At 46.3% G+C, this 25746-nt stretch carries 13 protein-coding genes; 3 read left to right on the plus strand and 10 right to left on the minus strand.

What is annotated here, in order from left to right; all coding sequences use genetic code 11:
* The first annotated feature begins 156 nt into the window (after positions 1–156).
* Complete coding sequence (locus tag ABMY42_RS21950; RefSeq protein ID WP_349266800.1) at positions 157–13197, plus strand: Calx-beta domain-containing protein; 13041 nt, start codon at positions 157–159, stop codon at positions 13195–13197.
* Positions 13198–13247: 50 nt separating this feature from the next.
* On the opposite strand, the gene ABMY42_RS21955 is transcribed toward ABMY42_RS21950, so the two are convergent.
* Both ABMY42_RS21955 and ABMY42_RS21960 read right to left on the minus strand, forming a co-directional pair.
* A complete protein-coding gene (locus tag ABMY42_RS21955) occupies positions 13248–14441 on the minus strand; it encodes a class I SAM-dependent methyltransferase (protein ID WP_005446769.1) in 1194 nt (397 codons plus the stop codon).
* A 186-nt stretch (positions 14442–14627) separates the two neighbouring features.
* A complete protein-coding gene (locus tag ABMY42_RS21960; RefSeq protein ID WP_045489065.1) occupies positions 14628–16031 on the minus strand; it encodes a methyl-accepting chemotaxis protein in 1404 nt (467 codons plus the stop codon).
* Between the two features lie 90 nt (positions 16032–16121).
* Between ABMY42_RS21960 and yccX the strand changes: the two genes are divergently transcribed.
* Positions 16122–16394, plus strand: coding sequence for an acylphosphatase (gene yccX / locus ABMY42_RS21965; protein ID WP_005446772.1), 273 nt, complete (start codon positions 16122–16124; stop codon positions 16392–16394).
* 73 nt (positions 16395–16467) lie between these two features.
* Here the strand turns inward: yccX and ABMY42_RS21970 are convergent, their stop codons facing one another.
* The 6 genes from ABMY42_RS21970 to ABMY42_RS21995 all read right to left on the minus strand — a co-directional run bounded on the left by ABMY42_RS21970 (position 16468) and on the right by ABMY42_RS21995 (position 22355).
* Positions 16468–16797 carry a TusE/DsrC/DsvC family sulfur relay protein gene (locus ABMY42_RS21970; RefSeq protein WP_005446773.1) on the minus strand — a complete coding sequence of 110 codons (330 nt, stop codon included), beginning with the start codon at positions 16795–16797 and terminating at the stop codon, positions 16468–16470.
* A gap of 354 nt (positions 16798–17151) precedes the next feature.
* Entirely contained in the window at positions 17152–17814 is a 663-nt protein-coding gene (locus tag ABMY42_RS21975) for a Bax inhibitor-1/YccA family protein (RefSeq protein ID WP_005446774.1), read from the minus strand.
* Positions 17815–18168: 354 nt separating this feature from the next.
* Entirely contained in the window at positions 18169–18918 is a 750-nt protein-coding gene (locus ABMY42_RS21980) for an amino acid ABC transporter ATP-binding protein (protein WP_005443945.1), read from the minus strand.
* A gap of 23 nt (positions 18919–18941) precedes the next feature.
* Entirely contained in the window at positions 18942–20039 is a 1098-nt protein-coding gene (locus ABMY42_RS21985; RefSeq protein WP_005443946.1) for an amino acid ABC transporter permease, read from the minus strand.
* A 1-nt stretch (position 20040) separates the two neighbouring features.
* Positions 20041–21246, minus strand: a complete 1206-nt coding sequence (locus ABMY42_RS21990) for an amino acid ABC transporter permease (protein WP_005446776.1) — start codon at positions 21244–21246, stop codon at positions 20041–20043.
* 80 nt (positions 21247–21326) lie between these two features.
* Positions 21327–22355 (minus strand): amino acid ABC transporter substrate-binding protein, encoded by a 1029-nt coding sequence (locus ABMY42_RS21995; RefSeq protein ID WP_005446777.1) that lies wholly within the window; start codon positions 22353–22355, stop codon positions 21327–21329.
* A 461-nt stretch (positions 22356–22816) separates the two neighbouring features.
* On the opposite strand from ABMY42_RS21995, the gene ABMY42_RS22000 reads away from it, so the two are divergent.
* Positions 22817–23737 carry an NAD(P)-dependent oxidoreductase gene (locus tag ABMY42_RS22000; protein ID WP_349266801.1) on the plus strand — a complete coding sequence of 307 codons (921 nt, stop codon included), beginning with the start codon at positions 22817–22819 and terminating at the stop codon, positions 23735–23737.
* A 157-nt stretch (positions 23738–23894) separates the two neighbouring features.
* Here ABMY42_RS22000 and ABMY42_RS22005 read toward each other — a convergent pair whose 3' ends face one another.
* Both ABMY42_RS22005 and ABMY42_RS22010 read right to left on the minus strand, forming a co-directional pair.
* On the minus strand, positions 23895–24377 hold the full coding sequence (locus tag ABMY42_RS22005; RefSeq protein ID WP_005446779.1) for a YajQ family cyclic di-GMP-binding protein: 483 nt from the start codon (positions 24375–24377) through the stop codon (positions 23895–23897).
* A 32-nt stretch (positions 24378–24409) separates the two neighbouring features.
* Positions 24410–25462 (minus strand): 3-deoxy-7-phosphoheptulonate synthase, encoded by a 1053-nt coding sequence (locus tag ABMY42_RS22010; protein ID WP_005446791.1) that lies wholly within the window; start codon positions 25460–25462, stop codon positions 24410–24412.
* Between the last annotated feature and the right edge of the window lie 284 nt (positions 25463–25746).

Consider the following 25746-nt stretch of genomic DNA (forward strand, 5'->3'; position numbering starts at 1 on the left):
GTTTCGCGCCTAAAGTAAAACGATCCCCGCCTATGGAACTCGTTCCCATCTCGTTGTCGCCATATACAAAGAAAACACGATGATTTTGACTAAACTATAGTCGTATTTGTTGGGGTGACAAACTTTTGACAACTTGAAAGCCTGGTGGGGTGATTTATGGATCGAGTAACCTTTAGCTCGCTTGCGAGTAATATCGTAGTTATTGGAATTGACGGGGAAATTAGGACCTTAGAACCAGGTCAGGTCCCTGCATCTGGGGAATTGGTTATCACTGAAGTGTCTGACACTTCTCAATTGAATTTCGAACAAATAGCCCCTGATGGCAGCTCAATTAATGTAACGGACGATATCACCGCACTAATTGAGGCAATCGCAGCCGGGGAAGACCCTGCACAGCTTGAAGGTGACTTTGAACCTGCAGCGGGTGAAAGCGATGGTTCGAGTCCACAGTCGACTGGAGCAATTGATCGTACAGGCGCAGAGGCTCTTGCTAGTACGGATTTCGAAACGGTCGGTACAGCAATACCCCTATCAGAAACTCAAGAGCTTTCGTTGCTTGAGTTTATCAACCAACAAATAATTATCCCTGCTCAGGTTATCGTTCAGGACATATCCAGCCCGACAATAAACGAAGGTGATCAAGCGTCTTTTGAAGTCACTCTCGACCAGCCCACACAGCAAGAGACTGAGGTGACATTATCCCTTAGTGATGATTCTGCGACAGGGGGAGCTGATTACGACAACTCGGTTATTACTATTACTTTTGAAGATGGAAGTACGGATCAAATAAATGTCGGAGAAGATGGGACGTTTTCTGTTTCAATCCCCATTGGAGATGAGTCGTTCGTAATCACGGTGGATACGATTGATGACGACGTATTTGAAGGAAACGAAACTTTCACGTTAAGCGGTGGTACGGAGAACCAACCGGAACCCGTTACAGGTGTGGCAACAATAAAAGATGATGGCACTGGTCCGGGTGAAGAGCCTGATGACGATCGACCGACCGTTGCTTCTGTCAGCGATACAACCGTAAACGAGGGTGAGGAAGCTGTGCTTGAGGTAACGCTTAGCAACCCGAGTACGTCAGAAACGACGGTGAACATGACGTTATCTGATGGAACTGCGGAGGGTGGATTAGATTACACAAACACTTCCGTCACTATTACGTTCGAGGATAACAGCACTCAGATTGTTAATGTAAACCCAGACGGTAGCTTTGCTGTCACTGTCCCTGCGAATGAGGTTAGTTACAATGTCACGATAAATACAATAGACGATGATTTGTTTGAAAGAACGGAGACGTTTACGTTATCGGGCTCAACAGAGAATCAAAATGGCACAACGTCAGGAACGGGAACCATTGTTGATGACGGTTCTGGTCCCGGTCCCAATCCGGATGACGATAGACCGACAGTTACATCTATTAGTGATACTACGGTTAATGAGGGCGATTTAGCCATATTAGATGTGACGCTTAGTAACCTAAGTACGACCGATACTGTGGTCAGTATGAATCTGGCTGATGGTAGCGCTGAAGGTGGAATAGATTACACCAACACATCCGTTACGATTACTTTCGAAGACAACAGCACTCAAGTCGTAAACGTCAATCCAGATGGTAGCTTTGATGTATCCGTGCCAGCGAACAATATAAGCTACAGTGTCACTATTAGTACGATTGATGACGACCTCTTTGAAGGCTCAGAAACATTTACTTTGTCTGGAAACACTGGCAATCAAGCGATTCCTCAGACGGGAACAGGGACCATTGTTGATGATGGTACTGGCCCGGGACCTGACCCTGATGACGACCGTCCAACGGTATCCATTAGCGATGCGGGAGTTGTTAATGAAGGTGATACGGCAAACTTCGTTGTGTCTCTAACTAATGAAGCTGATTCTCCAGTCCAAGTAGAACTAGGTCTTGATCTTGGTGATACCGAAACGGGCGATCTTGGCGTCCTAGAATACAACACTGGTTCAGGTTGGGTTGCCGTTCCAAACGATGGTGTAGTTACGGTACCTGCGGGATTAAGCGAGTTTGATGTTCGCGTTGCTACTATTGATGACGAAGTCTACGAAGGTCCTGAAGAGTTCAGTGTTAGTGTGACAGGTTTGGACTCAGTTCAAGGTTCTGATTCAGGTAGTGCAACGATTGTCGATGACAATACTGGTCCTAGTCCCGATCCGGATGACGACCGTCCAACGGTATCTATCAGTGATGCAGGTACGATTAACGAAGGCGATACCGCTAACTTTGTAGTCTCGTTAACTAACGCTTCTGAAGCCCCAGTTGAAGTTCAACTCGACCTTAACCTTGGTGATACCGAAGCCGGCGACCTCGATACTTTTGAGTACAACACCGGCTCAGGTTGGGTAGCCGTTCCTGTCGATGGCGTAGTGACTGTGCCAGCAGGCTTAACTGAGTTCGATGTACGAATCGCTTCGATTGACGATGAAGTCTACGAAGGTCCAGAGAACTTCACGGTAGATGTGACCGGTCTTGGTCCTGTTCAAGGTACCGATACGGGTACCGCAACCATTGTCGACGACGGTACGGGTCCTGATCCCGATCCGGATGATGACCGTCCAACGGTATCTATCAGTGATGCAGGTACGACTAACGAAGGCGATACCGCTAACTTCGTTGTCTCGTTAACTAATGCATCAGAAGCCCCAGTCGAAGTGCAACTCGACCTTAATCTCGGTGATACCGAAGCAGGTGACCTCGGCACTCTTGAATACAACACGGGCTCTGGTTGGGTTGCCGTCCCTATCGGTGGTGTGGTGACTGTACCAGCAGGCTTAACTGAGTTCGATGTTCGAATCGCATCGATTGACGATGAAGTCTACGAAGGTCCAGAGAACTTTACGGTAGACGTGACCGGTCTCGGCCCTGTCCAAGGTACCGATACGGGTACTGCAACCATTGTTGATGATGGTACGGGTCCTGATCCCGATCCGGACGACGACCGTCCAACGGTATCTATTAGTGATGCAGGCACGATCAACGAAGGCAACACCGCTAACTTTGTTGTCTCGTTAACTAACGCTTCTGAAGCCCCAGTTGAGGTTCAACTGGATCTTAACCTCGGTGATACCGAAGCAGGCGACCTCGGTACTCTCGAATACAACACCGGTTCAGGTTGGGTAGCCGTTCCTGTCGATGGCGTAGTGACTGTGCCTGCAGGCTTAACTGAGTTCGATGTACGAATCACTTCGATTGATGACGAAGTATACGAAGGTCCAGAGAACTTTACGGTAGATGTGACCGGTCTTGGTCCTGTCCAAGGCACTGATACGGGTACCGCAACTATTGTTGACGATGGTACTGGCCCTGATCCCGATCCGGATGATGACCGTCCAACGGTATCTATCAGTGATGCAGGTACGATTAACGAAGGCGATACCGCTAACTTTGTTGTCTCGTTAACTAACGCTTCTGAAGCTCCAGTGGAAGTGCAGCTCGACCTTAACCTTGGTGATACCGAAGCTGGTGACCTTGGCACTCTCGAATACAACACTGGCTCAGGTTGGGTTGCCGTCCCGGTTGGTGGTGTAGTAAGTGTTCCTGCAGGCTTAACTGAGTTCGATGTGCGTATTGCTTCGATTGATGATGAAGTTTATGAAGGTCCAGAGAATTTCACGGTAGACGTAACAGGTCTTGGTCCTGTTCAAGGCACTGATACGGGTACCGCAACCATTGTCGATGACGGTACTGGCCCTGATCCCGATCCGGACGACGACCGTCCAACGGTATCTATCACTGACGCAGGCACAATTAACGAAGGTGACACCGCCAATTTCGTTGTATCACTGACCAATGCTTCTGAAGCCCCAGTTGAGGTTCAACTCGACCTTAATCTCGGTGATACCGAAGCTGGTGACCTAGGTACTCTCGAATACAACACAGGCTCAGGTTGGGTTGCAGTACCCGTTAGTGGTGTAGTGACTGTACCAGCAGGGTTAACTGAGTTCGATGTACGAATCGCATCGATTGATGATGAAGTTTATGAAGGTCCAGAGAACTTCACCGTAGACGTAACTGGTTTAGGTCCCATCCAAGGTACTGACACGGGCACAGCCACTATCGTCGATGATGGTACGGGGCCAGAGCCTGAGCCAGATGATGACCGTCCAACCGTATCTATCAGTGATGCTGGCACGATTAACGAAGGTGACACCGCCAATTTCGTTGTATCACTGACCAATGCTTCTGAAGCCCCAGGTGAGGTTCAACTCGACCTTAATCTCGGTGATACCGAAGCTGGTGACCTAGGTACTCTCGAATACAACACAGGCTCAGGATGGGTTACAGTGCCTGTCGATGGCATAGTAAGCGTTCCTGCTGGTATGACTCAATTCGATGTTCGAATCGCTTCGATTGATGACGAAGTCTACGAAGGTCCAGAGAACTTCACGGTAGATGTGACCGGTCTCGGCCCTGTTCAAGGCACTGATACGGGTACAGCAACCATCGTCGATGACGGTACTGGCCCTGATCCCGATCCGGACGATGACCGTCCAACGGTTTCTATCAGTGATGCAGGCACAATTAACGAAGGTGACACCGCCAATTTCGTTGTATCACTGACCAATGCTTCTGAAGCACCAGTTGAGGTTCAACTCGATCTTAACCTTGGTGATACCGAAGCTGGTGACCTAGGTACTCTCGAATACAACACAGGCTCAGGATGGGTTACAGTGCCTGTCGATGGCATAGTAAGCGTTCCTGCTGGTATGACTCAATTCGATGTTCGAATCGCTTCGATTGATGACGAAGTCTACGAAGGTCCAGAGAACTTCACGGTAGATGTGACCGGTCTCGGCCCTGTTCAAGGCACTGATACGGGTACAGCAACCATCGTCGATGACGGTACTGGCCCTGATCCCGATCCGGACGATGACCGTCCAACGGTTTCTATCAGTGATGCAGGCACAATTAACGAAGGTGACACCGCCAATTTCGTTGTATCACTGACCAATGCTTCTGAAGCACCAGTTGAGGTTCAACTCGATCTTAACCTTGGTGATACCGAAGCTGGTGACCTAGGTACTCTCGAATACAACACCGGCTCTGGCTGGGTAGCCGTTCCTGTCGATGGTGTAGTGACTGTACCAGCAGGGTTAACTGAGTTTGATGTGCGTATTGCTTCTATTGATGACGAAGTCTACGAAGGTCCAGAGAACTTCACCGTAGACGTAACTGGTCTCGGTCCTGTTCAAGGCACTGATACGGGGACAGCAACCATCGTTGATGATGGTACGGGCCCTGAACCCGACCCAGATGACGACCGCCCAACGGTTTCTATTAGCGACGCTGGCACGATCAACGAGGGCGATACCGCCAATTTCGTTGTATCTCTGACCAATGCTTCTGAAGCCCCAGTAGAAGTGCAACTCGACCTTAACCTCGGTGATACCGAAGCAGGTGACCTTGGTACTCTCGAATACAACACTGGCTCAGGTTGGGTTGCCGTCCCTGTTGGTGGTGTAGTAAGTGTTCCTGCTGGTATGACTCAGTTCGATGTTCGAATCGCATCGATTGATGATGAAGTCTACGAAGGTCCAGAGAACTTCACCGTAGACGTAACAGGTCTTGGTCCTGTTCAAGGCACTGATACGGGTACAGCAACCATCGTCGATGATGGTACAGGTCCTGATCCCGATCCGGATGATGACCGTCCAACCGTATCTATTAGCGATGCTGGCACGATTAATGAAGGCGATACTGCAAACTTTGTTGTATCACTGACCAATGCTTCTGAAGCCCCAGTCGAAGTGCAACTCGACCTTAACCTTGGTGACACCGAAGCAGGTGACCTTGGTACCCTTGAATACAACACGGGCTCTGGTTGGGTTGCAGTGCCTGTCGATGGCGTAGTGACTGTACCAGCAAGGTTAACTGAGTTTGATGTACGAATCGCTTCGATTGATGATGAAGTCTATGAAGGTCCAGAGAACTTCACCGTAGACGTAACAGGTCTTGGTCCTGTCCAAGGTACTGACACGGGCACAGCCACTATCGTCGATGATGGTACGGGGCCAGAGCCTGAGCCAGATGATGACCGTCCGACGGTATCTATCAGTGACGCTGGTACGATTAACGAAGGTGACACCGCTAACTTTGTTGTATCACTGACCAATGCTTCTGAAGCTCCAGTGGAAGTGCAACTCGACCTTAACCTCGGTGATACCGAAGCAGGTGACCTTGGTACCCTTGAATACAACACCGGCTCAGGCTGGGTAGCCGTTCCTGTCGATGGCGTAGTGACTGTGCCAGCAGGCTTAACTGAGTTCGATGTTCGAATCGCATCGATTGATGACGAAGTCTACGAAGGTCCTGAAAACTTCACCGTAGACGTAACTGGTCTCGGTCCTGTTCAAGGCACTGATACGGGTACCGCAACCATCGTTGATGATGGTACGGGCCCTGAACCCGACCCAGATGACGACCGTCCGACGGTATCTATTAGCGACGCTGGCACGATCAACGAGGGCGATACCGCCAATTTCGTTGTATCTCTGACCAATGCTTCTGAAGCCCCAGTAGAAGTGCAACTCGACCTTAACCTCGGTGATACCGAAGCAGGTGACCTTGGTACCTTTGAATACAACACGGGCTCTGGTTGGGTTGTGGTGCCTGTCGATGGTGTAGTGACTGTACCAGCAGGGTTAACTGAGTTTGATGTGCGTATTGCTTCTATTGATGACGAAGTCTACGAAGGTCCAGAGAACTTCACCGTAGACGTAACTGGTCTCGGTCCTGTTCAAGGCACTGATACGGGTACAGCCACTATCGTCGATGATGGTACAGGTCCTGATCCCGATCCGGATGATGACCGTCCAACCGTATCTATTAGCGATGCTGGCACGATCAACGAGGGCGATACTGCAAACTTTGTTGTATCACTGACCAATGCTTCTGAAGCACCAGTTGAAGTTCAACTCGATCTTAACCTTGGTGATACCGAAGCCGGTGACCTTGGCACTCTCGAATACAACACGGGCTCAGGTTGGGTTGCCGTCCCTGTTGGTGGTGTAGTAAGTGTTCCTGCTGGTATGACTCAGTTCGATGTTCGAATCGCTTCGATTGACGACGAAGTCTACGAAGGCCCAGAGAACTTCACGGTAGATGTGACCGGTCTCGGCCCTGTTCAAGGCACTGACACGGGCACAGCCACTATCGTCGATGACGGTACAGGGCCAGACCCAGATCCGGACGACGATCGCCCAACGGTTTCTATTAGCGATGCTGGCACGATTAACGAGGGCGATACCGCCAATTTCGTTGTCTCATTAACTAACGCTTCTGAAGCCCCAGTGGAAGTGCAACTCGACCTTAACCTTGGTGACACCGAAGTGGGCGATCTCGGTACTCTTGAATACAACACTGGTTCAGGTTGGGTAGCCGTTCCTGTCAATGGCGTAGTGACTGTACCAGCAGGCTTAACTCAGTTCGATGTACGAATCGCTTCGATTGATGACGAAGTCTACGAAGGCCCAGAGAACTTCACGGTAGATGTGACCGGTCTCGGTCCTGTCCAAGGTACTGATACGGGTACAGCCACTATCGTCGATGATGGTACGGGTCCTGATCCCGATCCGGATGATGACCGTCCGACGGTATCTATTAGCGATGCTGGCACGATTAACGAGGGCGATACCGCCAATTTCGTTGTATCACTGACCAATGCTTCTGAAGCCCCAGTTGAGGTGCAACTCGACCTTAACCTCGGTGACACCGAAGCAGGTGACCTTGGTACCCTTGAATACAACACGGGCTCAGGTTGGGTTGCAGTGCCTGTCGATGGAATAGTAAGCGTTCCTGCTGGTATGACTCAATTCGATGTTCGAATCGCATCGATTGATGACGAAGTCTACGAAGGTCCTGAAAACTTCACGGTAGATGTGACCGGTCTTGGTCCTGTTCAAGGCACTGATACGGGGACCGCAACCATTGTCGATGATGGTACGGGACCTGATCCCGATCCGGATGATGACCGTCCAACCGTATCTATTAGCGATGCTGGCACGATTAACGAGGGCGATACCGCCAACTTCGTTGTCTCTCTAACTAATGCATCAGAAGCCCCAGTCGAAGTTCAACTCGACCTTAACCTCGGTGACACCGAAGCAGGTGACCTTGGTACCCTTGAATACAACACTGGCTCAGGTTGGGTTGCCGTTCCTGTCGATGGCGTAGTGACTGTGCCAGCAGGCTTAACTGAGTTCGATGTACGAATCGCTTCGATTGATGACGAAGTCTACGAAGGTCCAGAGAACTTCACGGTAGATGTGACCGGTCTTGGTCCTGTCCAAGGCACTGATACGGGTACCGCAACCATTGTCGACGACGGTACGGGTCCTGATCCCGATCCGGATGATGACCGTCCAACGGTTTCTATTAGTGATGCAGGCACAATTAACGAAGGTGACACCGCTAACTTTGTTGTCTCGCTGACCAATGCATCTGAATCCCCAGTTGAGGTGCAACTCGACCTTAACCTCGGTGACACCGAAGCAGGTGACCTTGGTACCCTTGAATACAACACGGGCTCAGGTTGGGTAGCCGTTCCTGTTAATGGTGTGGTGAGTGTTCCTGCTGGTATGACTCAATTCGATGTTCGAATTGCATCGATTGATGACGAAGTCTACGAAGGTCCTGAAAACTTCACGGTGGACGTAACTGGTTTAGGTCCTGTCCAAGGTACAGACACAGGTACTGCAACCATTGTCGACGACGGTACGGGACCTGATCCCGATCCGGACGACGACCGTCCAACGGTATCTATTAGTGATGCAGGCACAATTAACGAAGGCGATACCGCCAACTTTGTTGTCTCGCTCACTAATGCATCAGAAGCCCCAGTAGAAGTGCAACTCGACCTTAACCTCGGTGATACCGAAGCCGGTGACCTTGGTACTCTTGAATACAACACCGGCTCAGGCTGGGTAGCCGTTCCTGTAGATGGTGTGGTGACTGTGCCAGCAGGGTTAACTGAGTTCGATGTGCGTATTGCATCGATTGATGACGAAGTCTACGAAGGTCCAGAGAACTTTACGGTAGACGTGACCGGTCTCGACCCTGTTCAAGGCACTGACACGGGCACAGCCACTATCGTCGATGACGGTACAGGACCAGACCCAGATCCGGACGACGACCGCCCAACGGTTTCTATTAGCGATGCTGGCACGATTAACGAAGGTGACACTGCCAACTTCGTTGTCTCGCTCACTAACGAGTCTGAAGCTGCGGTTCAGGTTCAGCTTACTCTTAACACTGGTGACACCGGAGTGGGTGATCTAGGCACGCTTGAATATAATACTGGTTCCGGCTGGGTTGCAGTTCCGAATGATGGTTTAGTCACGGTACCAGCAGGCTCGACTCAATTTGATGTTCGAATTGATACCCTGAACGACGCAGTGTTTGAGCAGGATGAGGACTTCAGTGTTTCTGTTGTAGGCGTTGGTCCTGTATTGGGCTCTGATGTCGGTAATGCAACAATTATCGATAATGATGCACCTCCAGCTACTTCCGACGTTATCGATGCGGTTGTTTCAGAAGAAGGGTTAACCGATGGTATACCTGATTCCACGGGTTCTCCTACCGATACTACAAATGCAGCCAGCTTCTCAGGGTCATTTACAGTTGGAGACCCGGATACAGCGAATGTTTCAGTCGTTCTTTCTGGTCCAAATACACTCACATCAGGTGGAGAGCCTGTGTCTTGGGCATGGAACAGCAATACTCAAACATTGACGGCTTCTACTGCGAGTTTAGCTGTTGTTGCAACTGTTGTTCTCACGGAGCCCGCTGTCTCAGGACAAGGTTCTTGGGATTACAACATCACACTGTTTGAACCACTCGATCATCCGGTGAATGATGTTGAGGATATCATTGACTTTGATTTGCAGATCTCGGTCAGTGATGGTCAAACCACAACGTCTGAAAGCCTCAATGTTATTGTTGAAGATGACCGTCCATCAGTACCAAGTAACGTGCCAGTAGTAGACGTTACAAACTTGGATATCCCCGATGTTATAACTGGACAAGTGAGCTTTACAGGTAATGGTGCAGATTCTTTCAGTAGAACCTTTGGTGACGTTGTTGTAACAGCCGAAGGTTTTATTTCGGATGAATCGGTGACGCTTGGCGCAGCACAAGTCAATCAGTCTTCGGATGGTATTGGGGTTAAAAGCTCAGGTGACAACGGCTTCCCATTGGATAATGAGGTCGATTACCGTTTTGCTAACAATCAAGGTGTATCTGAAAAACTCATCATAGACTTGGGTGATAAAGTTGCGTTTGGTGCGGAAATTGAGTTTGCCAAAATGTTTGGAGGTGAATTAGAAGAAGGGGTCGCATCATTCTATCGAGATGGCGTGCTAATTGCTCAACAAACCTTTACTTCTGATGCTCAAAGTGGTGATTTCGCAGCAAACTTTAGTGTTCAGCAAGGTGGCTTTGATCAGATCATTCTAGAAGCAACGGATAACGGTAATGGACCGAATATTGAAGATAATAGTGATTTTACTGTTAAATCCATTACCTTTATCGGTTCTGATGGTGGTATTCCAATCGCATCCGCAGAGGGAACAATTAGTTCTACATACGGTGCAGATGGTCCGGGCGTAACAGCTTTAACGGGTGCGGAATCAGGTTTACAGACGGCAGGTGGAGACGATATTACAGTCAGCGTCGACGCGCAAAACCCTAATCGTTTAGTTGGTTTAACAGATAATGGTGTTGCGTTCGAAGTGCAGTTTACACCGAGCACAGGCAAGTGGGAGTTCATCCAATATGAGCCACTCAGCGAACCTATTGGTGATGGTGATATTGACTTCGAGTACACAGTAACGGATGCCGATGGAGACAGTGTTACGGGATCATTTGCAGTTAACCCTGCTATCCCACCAACCATTTCTGGTGCAGTAGCACTTAATGTGTCTGAAGAAGGTTTACCTGATGCGAATGCCGACAATGGAGCATTAGCTGGTTTTATTGATACAACAGATTCCACGAATGATACTGGCTCACTTACATTGGGAGCAACTGTGGAATCCGTCACATTGGGCTTACCAACGACGCTAATTTCAAGTGATGGAGATGCATTAGTTTGGACGCTCTCAAACAACGATAAGACACTTACGGGCTCTGCAAGCGGTCAGCCAATTATTGAGGTGTCTGTTGACGATCTTGGTAATTTATCGACAGAGCTACTAGGAAAAGTCGATCATCCGGATAGTGGTGGCGAAGACGTAATTGATTTAGAAGTTCCAGTGATTGCGTCAAACGCACTTGGTATTACTAGCTCTGCAACTGCTACGGTCGCCATTGAAGATGACTCTCCATTTGCTGAAACGGTTGTTGAAGACGTTAATGCGATGCAAACAACAGGTTCCAACGTTCAGTTGATCCTGGATGTATCAGGATCGATGGGGTGGGATTCAGTTACTGGTTCAAGTTCAAATGTTGTAACTTCGCGTCTTGATGTACTGAAAAGCGCATCGATAGCCTTGTTATTAGAATACCAATTACTTGGAGATACTAAAGTTCAAATCACAACCTTCAGTAGTAATGCAAATGTACTTGGCGAAGATGGTGTTGAATCATCAGATAACAGCTTACCTAATGATTTAACAACAATTTGGATGGATGTTGATCAAGCTATCGCACTGATTAATAGCTTAACTGCAGGTGGCGGTACGGATTACGACGATGCCGTTGCACTTGCTGCCGAAGATGATGTTTGGGGTAATCCTGAGCTACTTGCGGATGCAAACAACCTTAGCTACTTCCTATCGGATGGTAATCCTAGCTCTACCGGGAATCAGATTGATGCAACAGAACAGTCGGATTGGGAAGCGCAGCTAGAGCAATATAATGTAACAGCGCTCGCTTACGGTATTGGTACCGGAGCTGCAACTCAGTTCTTAGAGCCTGTTGCTTATGACGCTAATAATCCAATAGATAAACAAATCGACCCAATTATCGTTCCGGATATTAATAGCCTTCCAGCGATACTCATCCAATCGATCGTAACGCCAATAACTGGTGCTTTAGGTTCGACTGTTATGGGGGGAAGTGCGTCGTTCTTTGGTGCTGATGGCGGCTATGTATCGTCATTTAACTATGGTGGCGCAACGGGTATTACGGTGACGTTTGATGGTACGACTATTACGGTGGATGATGACGCTAACAACACTGGAGCGACAACCATTGTTGATGCAGTTGAAGATACCGTGACGATTGTAGTGGACAGTCAAAACTCTGTAGTTATTGATTTAAACACGGGTGAATACACCTTCTTTGCTTCATCGATTGCGGTTGCTACTCAGTTTGACTTTGATTACGTACTGACTGACGGCGATGGTGATACTACAGCAGAAACCGTTTCATTTGATTTGGAGCCAAACTCTGTTGAAGCTGTAGATGACACAGCATCAACACCTGAAGGGACGCCAATTGTGGTTGATGTACTTTCAAACGATACCAACAGCGACAATGCGGCTACACTAACGTTGGCTGACGCAGTTGTTGATCCAAGTAAAGGTCAAGTACTCGTTGTAGATAATCAGTTGGTATTTATCCCTTCAAATAGTTTGGATGATGGAGATAGTGCAAGAATTTCTTATCGAACTGAGTCATCAAACGGTGATTTTGATATAGGGGCGCTTACGGTGTCTGTTACTGCAAGTATAGGCGCGCCTTCAGGAGTGGGTGGTAATAGTGATGATACTCTTGTTGGTACAGCTAGTGCCGATATCTTACTTGGAGAGGAAGGAGAAGATACTATCTCGGGCAATGCGGGGGAAGATATCATCATAGGAGGTCTAGACGATGATATCCTGACCGGTGGTGCTGATGGTGATGTGTTTGTTTGGACTCAAATGGATAATGCGGTGGATTCAGTCACAGACTTTGATGCGTCGGAAGGCGACAAACTCGAACTTAGAGATTTGTTCGATGATGTTTCTGGTACCGATATGTCGACGCTGCTTGATGATTTCGAGTCTGGTGACTTCTCTGGACAAGTGAATGGTATTACCTTGTCTGTAACGGAAGATTCTGGAGACTCGACCCTAACCATTAATAAAGGGGGTCAGCAGTTAGATATCAACTTCGATGGCGCATCGGCTGCAGATATTGCCAACAGTATCATTACTAATCTTGAGCAATTGAGAGAATAAAAAAACGGAGCGAAAGCTCCGTTTTCTTTTGAATCTAAAATAGCCAGCGATTAAAGGACCTTACACGCAAAGCCTTTTAGGTAGAAACCTTCTGGGTAAGCGGTATCAGTAGGGTGATCCGCTGCTTGTTCGAAACGTTCCACAAATTTTACTTGGCGATTTGCATCTACTGCGGCATCGGCAATAATTTTTTGGAACAGAACTTGGTCCATCAGACCAGAGCAAGAATAGGTAAGTAGCGTGCCACCAGGGTTTAGAATTTGCATGGCCAACATGTTGATGTCCTTGTAGCCACGACACGCGCCATTTAGTTGTGCTTTGCTTTCAGCAAATTTCGGTGGATCCATGATAACAACGTCGAACTTCGTACCTTGGTCACGGTATTCACGTAGCAGTTTGAACACATCGGCGTTTAGGAATACAGCACGTTTCTTAGAGATATCAAACTCATTCAGCTCTGCATTGAATTTTGCTGTGTCGAGAGCAGGTTGTGATACATCTGCGTTAATAACACGTTTCGCGCCACCTTTTAGCGCGTACAGACCAAAACCACCTGTGTACGAGAAACAGTTGAGAACTTCTTTATCTTTCACGTACTTCATCGCTTGTTGACGGCTATCACGTTGGTCTAAGTAGAAACCAGTTTTATGACCACCAACGATATCTACGCTGATCTTCACGCCGTTTTCTTCAATTACCACTGATTTTGGTGGCTCTTCACCGTGCAATACGCCGGTTGTTTCTTTAAGACCTTCTTTCTTACGTACCGCGACGTCAGAACGCTCGTAAACGTTACAACCAGGGAAACACTCAACTAACGCATCAACAATAGCTTGTTTGTTGTATTCTGCACCTGCACTTAGAAGCTGACACACAAAGAAGTTTTGGTAACGGTCGATCGTAACACCTGGCATACCATCAGACTCTGCTGCGATAAGGCGGTAGCCAGTAAGACCGTCGCGGTCGATAACGTCTTCACGAAGAAGCTGAGCGTTGTTGAAGCGCTTAACGAAGAATGCTTTGTTGATCTCTTCTTTTTCAAAGCTCCAAATACGAGCACGAATTTGAGAAGCTGGAGAATATGCCGCTTTAGCTAGCCATTTCCCGTCGTGAGTAAATACATCAACGGTTTCGCCAAGAGCAGGTTCGCCCTCAACTTTACTGATGCCTCGAGAGAAGATCCATGGGTGCTTACGCTTAACCGATTTCTCACGACCTTTAACCAAATAGATAGCAGCTGTCATTTCTTTAGCTCTTGTTGAATTTTGAAAGGGGCGTATTGTCCGGGATGTTGCCCGCAAAAGCAATATCCATCGACAATCCAATCATTTGTAGAGGCTTTAATTATAAACTTGTGAGTGGAATAACGGACGGGTTTTCCAGGCGCAAAAAAGGGCCACCGAAGTGACCCTAGCTATTAGTGTATGTGATTAAGCTTTCAAGCCAGTCAGCAGTGATTCCATAGTGTCACTTTGGGCACGAAGCTGCTCGACATTCTGAGATGTGGTGCTGATCATCGTACACACATTGTTAGCTTGAATGCGGATCTCTTCAACACTCGATGCAATGTTGTCAGCCACTACGCCTTGTTCTTCAGCTGCCGTAGCGATTTGAACGCTGCTGTCAGAAATAGTTTGGTTCTTGTCTGCAAGTGAGCCAATCTCTTGATTCACTTCGGCCATTAGAGTTTGACCTTCATTCGCATTGTGAACTGTTACTTCCATCAACTTAGTCAGTGATTGACTGTTACGTTGTAGCGCTTCAATCATTGCTTGAATTTCGACGGTTGCTTGTTGAGTCCTGCCAGCAAGAGCACGAACTTCGTCGGCTACGACTGCGAAACCACGACCTTGTTCACCAGCACGCGCCGCTTCAATGGCTGCGTTTAGCGCAAGGAGGTTCGTTTGTTCAGAGATACCGTTGATGGTTGTTACCACTTCATCAATCTGCGCCGCGTTTGCATCTAACTCTTCTACCGCTTGAGATGCTGATTGGATCTCAGTGGAAAGGTTGGAGATAGAGTGAAGCGTGTTTTCCACTTTCACCTGACCTGATTGAGCGACGCTGCGAGCATCATCAGTTTGAGTGCTTGAGTCATGAGCCAGTGTTGCTACTTCGCGAATGGTTGATGCCATTTCCTCTGTTGCGCTTGCCAGCGAATTCAAGTGCTCTTGTTGCGTGTTAGAGATTTCAGAACTGTTTTGAATAGATAGGTTTAGATCTGAGCTGATTTGCTGCATAAGCGCCACAGACTCCTGAATCGACTGAACCATCTTTTGTTCACGATCGGCAACTTTATCGATCGTAATAGCAATCTCACTAAACTCGTCACGAACAGGGAAAAAGTTCATACGAGCAGTTAAATCGCCGTTTGCCAATGTGTTTAGTGCTTTGTTCATTGTGAACATCGCACCACCGATGAACGTCATGATGTAGTAAACGCCCATTGCAATGATAAACAGAGTGATAAGAATAATGCTTACTTGCGTTGTAGATAGTGCTGTCCATAGCGACTGTTCGTGGTTAGCAACGAGACTAAAAGCCCCATTCATAACAGAAACAGCTTCTGGACCTGTACCGAAAGCAATCGTATCTGAACTTGAGATTAGGCTAGCAACTTGAGATTGCGAGAGATTGCCTGCCTCGATAAGACCTTTCATTAATATCAACTCTTCCTGATATAAGTCAGTAATGAGTGAGTCTGCGGCACTGTTCAAAACGAGAGTTAGGATGACTAATGCGATGAGAGGGAGCAAGAAGAGTAGGTAGAACTTTTCTTGAATCTTTAAATGGATGAGATATTTGTCAATCCAACGGAAAGGAATTTCTTTCATAATTATTATAACCATATAAAAACCCACTATCCTTAGTGGGGTAAATAGACGGAAATAATATATCACTCAAATTTAGGGAGCGGTATACGGATGGTACTAAAGTGTGAGAAGTTTCTGATAGTAGGTCACGTACAAGGTGTAGGATTTCGATACCACACATCACATCAAGGCTTGAAACTGGGTTTAACCGGGTACGCGAAGAACTTAAACAACGGAGATGTTGAAGTAATTGCCTGTGGCACCGATGAACAAATCGCGGCGTTTTCTAAGTGGTTGGAAGATGGTCCGCGGACGGCAACGGTTGACAGTGTCACTCAAGAGAGTGTGTCTTATAAGCCTTTCCGCGGATTTAAGATCTTATAGCTCCAAGCGCAGTAACTCGATAAGCAACAGCTTTACACGCTGGGCTTGTCGACGTGGCGTTGAGGCGGGCGGTTTATAAGCATTTAGCAGGTTTTGGCAGACCAGCTAGCTTAGTCGCTTGCTTTGCAGGACCTTTCTTGAAAAGTTTGAACAGATACTTGCTGTTTCCTTTCTCTGGACCATGCGCTTTTTCCATCGCTTTAACCAGCATTCTTACAGCTGGTGATGTGTTGAACTCTTCATAGAAATCACGCACGAAGTGAACCACTTCCAAATGCGCCTCTGTCAGTTCAATTTCTTCTTCTTTTGCTAGAAGCTCAATCATGCCTTCTTCCCACTGTGTGTGGTCAAGTAGGTAGCCTTGAGCATCAGTTTCAATTTCTTTGCCGTTATAAACGAACATAGCTCTATTTCCGCTAAGTAACCATTGATAAGTATAGGGTAGCGTAGAGGCTGGCTTGTGCTCAACAAAAGAATCTGTTGAGTCGACTGAGCGAATTAAATTCATACGATTCAACATATTAAACTGTGGGCGATAATCGTTAAGCTTACACCTTTTGATTTATGCAATAAAATGTAAACCTATGCAGGTTGTTAGAAAATTCTCGGGGTGAGTATTTCTATTTTTGCATGAGTATTCAATTTGTTGTTTGAAGGGGCGGTGTGAAAAGGAAGGTAACATCCACAAGGTAAGATGCAAAGAAAAAGCCCGAAGTACAACTTCGGGCTTTTTGGAGCTTCAATTCAATCTGACGGTTTAGTCGTCGTTCATGATACCTAGAATGCTTAGTAGGCTGATGAAGATGTTGTAGATTGAAACATACAGCGTAATTGTCGCAGAGATATAGTTTGTTTCGCCGCCACGGATGATGCCTTGAGTAGTCATCAGGATTGCCATGGTAGAGAAAACAATAAACAAGCTGCTCATTGCTAGGTGCAGGATAGTAGATTGGATGAAGATACTCGCAATCATACCCACAACTAGAACAACGAATAGTGACAGCATTAGACCACCCATCATAGATAGGTCACGTTTAGTTGTCAGTGCGTAAGCAGAAGCTGCCATGAATGACAGAGCAGTACCGCCAAGTGCTGTTAGCACAACGTCGCCCATGCCAGCACCGATGTACATGTTTAGAATTGGACCGATGGTGTAACCTAAGAAACCCGTAAATAGGAATGTAAATACAAGACCCATGCTATTGTTACGGTTCTTTTCAGTCAGGAATAGTAGACCGTAGAAACCGACCAACATTAGGATGATACCTGGACGTGGTAGGTTAAACGCCATCGATACGCCAGCAACCAGTGCTGACCATAGTAGAGTCATAGAAAGTAGTGCATATGTATTACGCAATACTTTGTTGGTTTGTAGAGCACTCTCTTGAGTAGTAGTGCGAGAAAACATAGGACTGTTCATAATCTTCCTCTATAAGGGACTGTCTTATCTTTAATATATAGACATATATGGGCCCGATAGTTCAAAAAATCAAGCCCGCCACATGTACATCTAGAACAAAATAATAATAGAAATAATGTGTTATGTATGTGGCAACTTGTAACACAATATTACCGCCTTGCCTAGCGGAGAAAGGCTTATTATTCAAAGCTCTGAAGACCAGTTCACGTAGAATGTTGTAACGTTGCGCAAATTTACAACGCGTTGAATCAACTGGACTTTCGTAACGTGGTCTGTTTGCCAATATGAGAGTAAAGAAAAAGCGCTGATATTAAGCTCAGCGCTTTGTCGGTTATCTCGGTGTTCAGAATGCGTTTAATGGTGAAGAATCTGAGCCAAGAAGTTCTGTGTACGATCCGATTGCGGGTTCTCAAAGAAATCGACAGGATTGTTTTCTTCGATGATTTCCCCCGCGTCCATAAAGATGACTCGGTCGGCGACTTCTTTTGCAAAGCCCATCTCGTGCGTTACACACAGCATGGTCATGCCTTCTTCCGCCAGTTCTACCATTACGTCCAGTACTTCACGCACCATTTCTGGGTCCAGTGCAGAAGTTGGTTCATCAAACAGCATCACTTTAGGGCTCATACACAAAGAACGAGCAATAGCTACACGTTGCTGCTGACCACCGGAGAGCTGCCCCGGATACTTGTCCGCTTGATCGGGGATCTTAACGCGCTCTAAGTACTGCATTGCGATGGCTTCGGCTTCTTCTTTTGGCATTTTCTTCACCCAGATAGGGGCAAGCGTACAATTCTCCAAAACCGTTAGATGAGGGAAAAGGTTAAAGTGCTGGAAGCACATGCCCACTTCACGACGAACCGCCTCAATGTTTTTCAGGTCTTCTGTAAGTTCAGTACCCGACACATAGATGCTGCCAGCTTGATGCTCTTCCAGACGGTTGATACAGCGAATCATGGTCGATTTACCAGATCCGGATGGTCCACAGATAACGATTTTTTCGCCTTTCTTAACGTCTAGATTGATGTTCTTTAGTACGTGAAACTCACCATACCACTTATTCATGTCCTTCAACTGGATCATATAATCTTGTTGTTGCGTCATAATACGTCCTTGATCTTGATGAGTTATCGTTTGTGACCGGTATGCAATTTGTTTTCAAGCCATATCGAGTAACGTGACATGCCAAAACAAAATACCCAAAACACTAACGCGACAAATACATAACTTTCTGTTGCGAAGCCTAGCCATTCAGGGTCGGTATTCGCAGCTTGTCCAATGCCCAGTACGTCAAACATACCAATAATAAGCACAAGACTGGTGTCTTTAAAGAGACCGATAAAAGTGTTCACAATAGAAGGGATAGTGATCTTAAGCGCCTGTGGCAAAATGATCAGTCCCATCTTCTTCCAATAGGTAAGACCGAGGGCGTCTGCCGCTTCATATTGTCCTTTCGGGATCGCTTGCAAGCCGCCACGTACCACCTCTGCCATGTAAGCCGCACTGAACATAACCACCCCGATAAGTGCACGGATTAGCTTGTCAGTTTCTGAGCCTTGAGCCAAGAACAGAGGTAACATCACTGATGCCATGAACAGGACAGTAATGAGTGGGACACCACGCCACACTTCGATGTATACAGTACAGATACTGCGGATGATTGGCATATCTGAACGTCGACCCAGGGCAAGCGCAACACCGATTGGAAGGGAGACGACGATACCAACGAGTGCAATGATCAAGGTTACTAGTAGACCACCCCATTTGTGCGTTTCAACCACTTCAAGACCGAATACTCCACCATAAAGCAAGGCTGCAATAATGAATGGGTAAATGTTTACGAAGAACAACCAAATCCAAATGCGTTTTGGCGTTTTCTCATAAGCAAGTAGCACAGTAAAGATCGCCAATGTGATGTAGAACAGGCGAGGGCGCCAGAGTTCCGCTTCTGGATAGAAACCATACATGAACTGTTCCCAACGGACGCTAATAAAGACCCAACATGCGCCTTCACGTGTACAGTCGTCTCTCGTTGTGCCAACCCAGTCTGCATTGATAAACGCCCAATCAACAATGTTCCAAAGAGCAGAAAATACGATATAAGCCAGAATCAACGTCACGATGGAGTTGATTGGTCCATTGAATAGATTTTTGCGTAGCCAACCTACGACACCAACAGTGTTTGCTGGCGGCGGGAGATCAGGCTGAAATTGATGTGTACTCATATTATCTCTCCACCAGCGCAACTTTACGGTTATACAAGTTCATTAACGCAGAAGTGATTAAACTCAACGTCAAGTAAACGCCCATGGTCATCGCGATAATTTCGATCGCTTGTCCAGTTTGGTTCAGCGTAGTTCCCGCGAACACAGAAACCAAATCTGGGTAACCAATCGCCATTGCCAGGGAAGAGTTCTTGGTTAGGTTCAGGTATTGGCTAGTAAGAGGAGGGATGATGATACGTAATGCCTGAGGGATCACGACCAGCTTCAGAGTTTTTGTGCGTGGTAAACCAAGCGACATTGCTGCTTCAGTTTGACCATGACTCACAGCGTTAATACCAGAGCGTACAATCTCTGCGATAAACGATGCAGTATAGACGCTTAACGCAAGTAGAAGTGCAGCCAGTTCAGGAATGATACTGATACCACCTCGGAAGTTAAAACCTTTTAATTCTGGGTACTGCAAAGAAATTGGCATGCCAGCAAGGAAGTAAACCACTAAAGGAAGCGCGATTACTAAGCCAAATACGATGCGACCCATCGGAGTTTGTTGACCTGTTAAACGTTGCTTGTTGTTCGCCCATACATTGATCAAAATGCTTGCGATGATACCTATGACTAGTGCCGCGACGACGAAGCTACTACCAGCCTCCATGACAGGTGCAGGGAAATACAGCCCGCGTACATTCAAAAAGATAGCTTCGCCAAGGCTCATACTTTGTCTTGGTGATGGTAGAGCTTGAAGAACCGCGAAATACCAGAAAAAGATTTGCAGAAGTAGTGGGATATTTCGGAAAGTTTCAATATATACCGCTGCTAATCGGCTCACCAACCAGTTTGATGAGAGACGAGCGATACCCATAACAAAACCAATAACGGTTGCTAGGACAATACCTAACACTGAAACCAGCGCCGTATTGAGTAGACCAACGACGAAAGTACGCCCATAAGAAAACGTTTCGTCGTATTCGATAAGAGTCAGACCAATACCAAAGCCTGCTTCTTGATTAAGAAAACCAAAACCTGTTGCGATACCACGGGCATCAAGGTTCGTCAGTGCATTATTAATGATTGTGTAAAAGAAAAATACCAGTGCAGCTACGGCAATGATCTGGAAAATAGCGGAACGAAAAGCTGGATTATAAATCAGGCTCTTACTTCCGCTTGGTTTGGACATCGTACTTGGCGATGTATCATTCGTCGGTTTCATACAGCGATAACCTCAAACCCTTATTTATAGATTCACTCACGAAAAAGGGCGGCATAAACCGCCCTGTGATAATCGTTGTATTAGCGGATTGGTGGTGCGTACATGAAACCGCCCGCATTCCAAAGTGCATTCACACCACGAGAAATCTTCAGAGGTGAACCTGTACCAACCGTACGCTCAAAGCTTTCGCCGTAGTTACCAACTTGCTTAATCACTTGGTAGCCCCAATCGTCGCGAATGCCTAAACCTTTACCCTTCGGACCATCTACGCCAAGAATACGTTTGATGTTTGGATCTTTTGATTTCAACATCTCATCGGCATTTTTAGAGGTAATGCCGTATTCTTCCGCGTTCACCATCGCAAACAGAGTCCACTTCGCAATATTGAACCATTGATCGTCACCTTGACGTACAACGGGACCTAGAGGCTCTTTAGAGATGATTTCAGGAAGAACGTTAGCTGAAGAAGGGTCTTTCAAGTTCAGACGTAGCGCATACAAACCAGATTGGTCTGTCGTTAGTACGTCACAACGACCAGCATCAAAACCTTTAGAGGTTTGCGCTGCCGTATCAAATACTACAGGTTTATACGCCATACCTTGGTTACGGAAGTAGTCCGCAAGGTTAAGCTCGGTAGTGGTACCTGACTGCACACAGACTGATGCGCCATCAAGTTCTTTCGCACTTGAAACACCAAGATCTTTCTTAACCATGAAACCTTGACCGTCGTAATAGTTTACGCCAACAAAGTTCAGACCAAGAGCCGTATCACGGTGTAGAGTCCAGGTGGTGTTACGTGAAAGCACATCGATTTCACCCGATTGAAGCGCAGTGAATCGTTCTTTCGCGGTTAGGGGTACATATTTAACTTTTGTTTTATCCCCAAGGACGGCTGCAGCCAGTGCTTGGCAATATTCTACGTCGATACCTTCCCATTCACCTTTTGAGTTAGGGTTTGAAAAACCAGGTAGACCGGTACTTACGCCACAAGTAAGGAAGCCTTGTTTCGTGACTTTGTCCAGAGTAGTGTCTGCTGCTTGAGCTGAGGTAGCCATCATTGCAGTAGAAGCCGCTACGACGGAAGCAAGAACTGTTAGTTTGTTTGCCATTTGTATCCTTCCTGTATGATCCATGTTTAATCAGGAGCGACCTGATACAACGTGTCCAATTCGTTAGTGTTTTCGTCCTACATGATTGATTTTCGAAGAAACGGCAATCGCTAAATCAATCAGTTATAAGCGTAGGAAAGGATTTGCTAATTCTCAAATATATAATTTAAAAAGAGTTTTGGAGAGAAGTCACAAAGCGCCTTGCGATTTAGAATGACGAAATGTTAATTGTTTGTAAATAGCGCAACTAATTGTCAGATTGGTGCATCAGAACAATCGATAAAAGAGTGATTAAAACAGAAGGATAAAAGTTTGTTATTAAAAGTATCATTAGTGTAGGGTGGCTATGTCAGCCGAAAATTTGAACAAAAATTATTTGTGAAGCCGAAACAAGGTGAAGTGGTTGCCCCATTTTTGGTAGCATGAATTTAGACAGTTATTTGAAGTGATCATGGATTGAAATGCGATATTTTCCTCTGTTCTTAGATTTAGTAAATAAACCAGTATTGGTTGTTGGTGGCGGTGAAGTAGCAAGCCGCAAAGTGGAAGCATTGCTCAAAGCCGGAGCAGACGTCACGATTGTCTCCCCAAGCCTTGTCGACTTTCTTGATAAGCTTGCTCAAGAGCAGCAAGTGCAATGGATTCAACGTTTTTATTCAAGTGACATTGTCACTAACTCATTCATTCAAGTATGGGCGACAACGGATAACTCGGAGCTTAACCATCAAGTGTATAAAGACGCAAAAGAGCTAGGTATTTTAGTAAACGTCGTCGATGACAAACCTTATTGTGATTTCATTACGCCTTCGATGATTAACCGCGGCCGTATTCAAATTGCCATCTCGAGTGGCGGTGCATCTCCAGTATTGATCCGAAACATCCGTGAAAAGTTGGAAGCCATCCTGCCGCAAAATATGGGACTGATGGCAGAGTTCGCCAACTCAAAACGTAACTCTATTAAAGAGGCATTGCCAAGTGTCGATTTGCGTCGTAAATTTTGGGAGAACTACTTTTCGCACCCCGAGGTGGAAAATGCACGTGATAACCGTGAGCTGGAAACCATCTATCAAGAAACCATGACTAAGCCATTAGACGAGACAGGAAGCTGCACTTGGATTCAGGTAGGTAAAGACGTTGAAATGCTGCCTATTAAAGCCGTGCGCTACATGCAGCAAGCGGAGTTAGCGCTTCACTCAACCAAATGCGAAGCAAATGTGATGGAGTTAGTAAGAAGAGATGCGGAGCGTGAGGCATTTTCGAGTGCAACAGAGCTCTCAGATATGCTCAGAAAAGCCAAAGAAGAGAAGCTTCGTGTTTGTATCTTCGTTCCTTATGGAACAAGTGAGTTTTCACTTCTGCAAGGGCAAGACTTGGTAATCTAAGCTTTGTTATCTAGATACAAGTTCGTTATCTAAATTAGTTATCAAAAATAGACGCTTAGATTACTCACAACACATACAAAAACGCCGACGAATATCTCGCCGGCGTTTTTTATTCCACTGTTCTCATTCTCTACATTAAGAGAGTAGGAGAGCGCAATTAATCACGGAAGTTGTTGTACTGGAATGGGATACCCATCTCAGCTTCACGGATCGTTGCAATCGTTGCTTGCAGATCGTCACGCTTCTTACCCGTTACGCGCAGTTTGTCGCCTTGGATAGATGCTTGAACTTTAAGCTTCGCGTCTTTGATTAGTTTAACTAGCTTTTTCGCGGTAGGCGTATCGATACCTTGGCGGAACGCAATGTTTTGGTGCCAGTTCTTACCCGTCGCTTCTGGATTTTTTGCATCCATAGCGTTCGCATCAATGTTACGCTTCGCCAAGTGGCTACGTAGGATGTCACGCATTTGCTTTAGCTGGAACTCGCCTTCTGCTGAAACTTTTACATTTTCTTCTACTAGCTCAAAGCTCGCATTCACATTGCGGAAATCGAAACGAGTAGATAGTTCACGGTTAGCGTTATCAACCGCGTTACGTAGTTCAACGGTATCGATTTCTGAAACAATATCAAACGATGGCATGAAGATTCCTTGATTATCTTGTTATAGGGAAATTACTTACTGGATTTTACTGCGGCTGCCAGCATGTCTAGCATCGTTTCAGTATCATCCCAACCTAGACATGGGTCAGTAATCGACTGACCGTAAGTTAGGTTGTTAATATCAGTCATTGGCTGATTGCCTTCAATAATGAAGCTCTCTGCCATGATACCCGCAATGCGAGTGCTGCCTGATTTAATTTGTTCACAAATGTCTTGTGCAACATCAATTTGTTTACGGTGTTGCTTCTGACAGTTTGCATGACTGAAGTCTACAATCAAACGTTGTGGTAAGTCGAATTCAGCAAGTGCATCACACGCTTGTTTTACAGACGCTTCATCAAAGTTAGGACCTTTCTCACCACCACGAAGAATGATGTGACCATAAGGGTTACCACTAGTGCGGTATACCGTCATACGTCCATTCTTGTCTGGAGAGTAGAAGTAGTGTGATGCTTTAGACGCACGAATCGCATCAATTGCGATTTTTACGTTACCGTTAGTACCGTTCTTGAAGCCTACAGGACAAGATAAAGCAGAAGCCATCTCACGGTGGATTTGAGACTCAGTCGTACGAGCGCCAATTGCCCCCCACGTAATCAGATCTGCAATATACTGACCTGTGATCATATCAAGAAACTCAGTAGCTGTAGCAAGACCAAGCTTGTTGATATCCAGTAGCAGTTTACGTGCTTTATGAAGACCCGCTTCAAGTGCGTATGAGCCATCTAGGTTAGGGTCAGTGATAAGACCTTTCCAACCAACAACAGTACGAGGTTTTTCAAAGTAAGTACGCATTACGATAAATAGCTCGTCTTTGTACTTATCTTGGATATTCGCAAGGCGAGTTGCGTAGTCGATTGCCGCTTCAGTGTCGTGCACAGAACACGGACCAACGATAGCAAGGATACGGTCATCCTCACCAGTTAAAATCTTTTCAATTTGACGACGAGATTGAGCGATGCGATCAGCTACATCATCAGTGATTGGATGTACGCTGCCTAGCTCTGCGGGTGTCGGCATTGGACCCAAAGGTTGGGTTCTCAATTCATCTGTTTTTATAGGCATGTTATAGCTTTATTCTCTATTGCGAAGCGGTAAAGATAACGGAATTATAGTTAGGAATAAACCGTTTCACGGGATTCTTATCTGTTAAATACCGAAATGTATGTAATGCTGTGGCTATTCATTAATGATAGTTATGTATAAATGACAAAAACCGATAAGGAGATCAATACATAGTCGTTTGAATTTATAACTACTTTTTCTATTCGATAACACGTATTTTTGCAAAAAGAAGCTTGGAGGCTAGGTATTCTGGGTGTTTCATATCCAACTTTAGAACTCGATAG

It is taken from the genome of Vibrio sp. SSH13-20, assembly GCF_040104475.1.
Taxonomy (GTDB): Bacteria; Pseudomonadota; Gammaproteobacteria; order Enterobacterales; family Vibrionaceae; genus Vibrio; species Vibrio harveyi.

Bases quoted from the DNA above. Each gene is read 5' to 3' on its own strand.
- ABMY42_RS21950 (WP_349266800.1), top strand. From the start codon at position 157: ATGGATCGAGTAACCTTTAGCTCGCTTGCGAGTAATATCGTAGTTATT.
- ABMY42_RS21955 (WP_005446769.1), bottom strand. From the start codon at position 14,441: ATGACAGCTGCTATCTATTTGGTTAAAGGTCGTGAGAAATCGGTTAAG.
- ABMY42_RS21960 (WP_045489065.1), bottom strand. From the start codon at position 16,031: ATGAAAGAAATTCCTTTCCGTTGGATTGACAAATATCTCATCCATTTA.
- yccX (WP_005446772.1), top strand. From the start codon at position 16,122: ATGGTACTAAAGTGTGAGAAGTTTCTGATAGTAGGTCACGTACAAGGT.
- ABMY42_RS21970 (WP_005446773.1), bottom strand. From the start codon at position 16,797: ATGTTCGTTTATAACGGCAAAGAAATTGAAACTGATGCTCAAGGCTAC.
- ABMY42_RS21975 (WP_005446774.1), bottom strand. From the start codon at position 17,814: ATGAACAGTCCTATGTTTTCTCGCACTACTACTCAAGAGAGTGCTCTA.
- ABMY42_RS21980 (WP_005443945.1), bottom strand. From the start codon at position 18,918: ATGACGCAACAACAAGATTATATGATCCAGTTGAAGGACATGAATAAG.
- ABMY42_RS21985 (WP_005443946.1), bottom strand. From the start codon at position 20,039: ATGAGTACACATCAATTTCAGCCTGATCTCCCGCCGCCAGCAAACACT.
- ABMY42_RS21990 (WP_005446776.1), bottom strand. From the start codon at position 21,246: ATGAAACCGACGAATGATACATCGCCAAGTACGATGTCCAAACCAAGC.
- ABMY42_RS21995 (WP_005446777.1), bottom strand. From the start codon at position 22,355: ATGGCAAACAAACTAACAGTTCTTGCTTCCGTCGTAGCGGCTTCTACT.
- ABMY42_RS22000 (WP_349266801.1), top strand. From the start codon at position 22,817: ATGCGATATTTTCCTCTGTTCTTAGATTTAGTAAATAAACCAGTATTG.
- ABMY42_RS22005 (WP_005446779.1), bottom strand. From the start codon at position 24,377: ATGCCATCGTTTGATATTGTTTCAGAAATCGATACCGTTGAACTACGT.
- ABMY42_RS22010 (WP_005446791.1), bottom strand. From the start codon at position 25,462: ATGCCTATAAAAACAGATGAATTGAGAACCCAACCTTTGGGTCCAATG.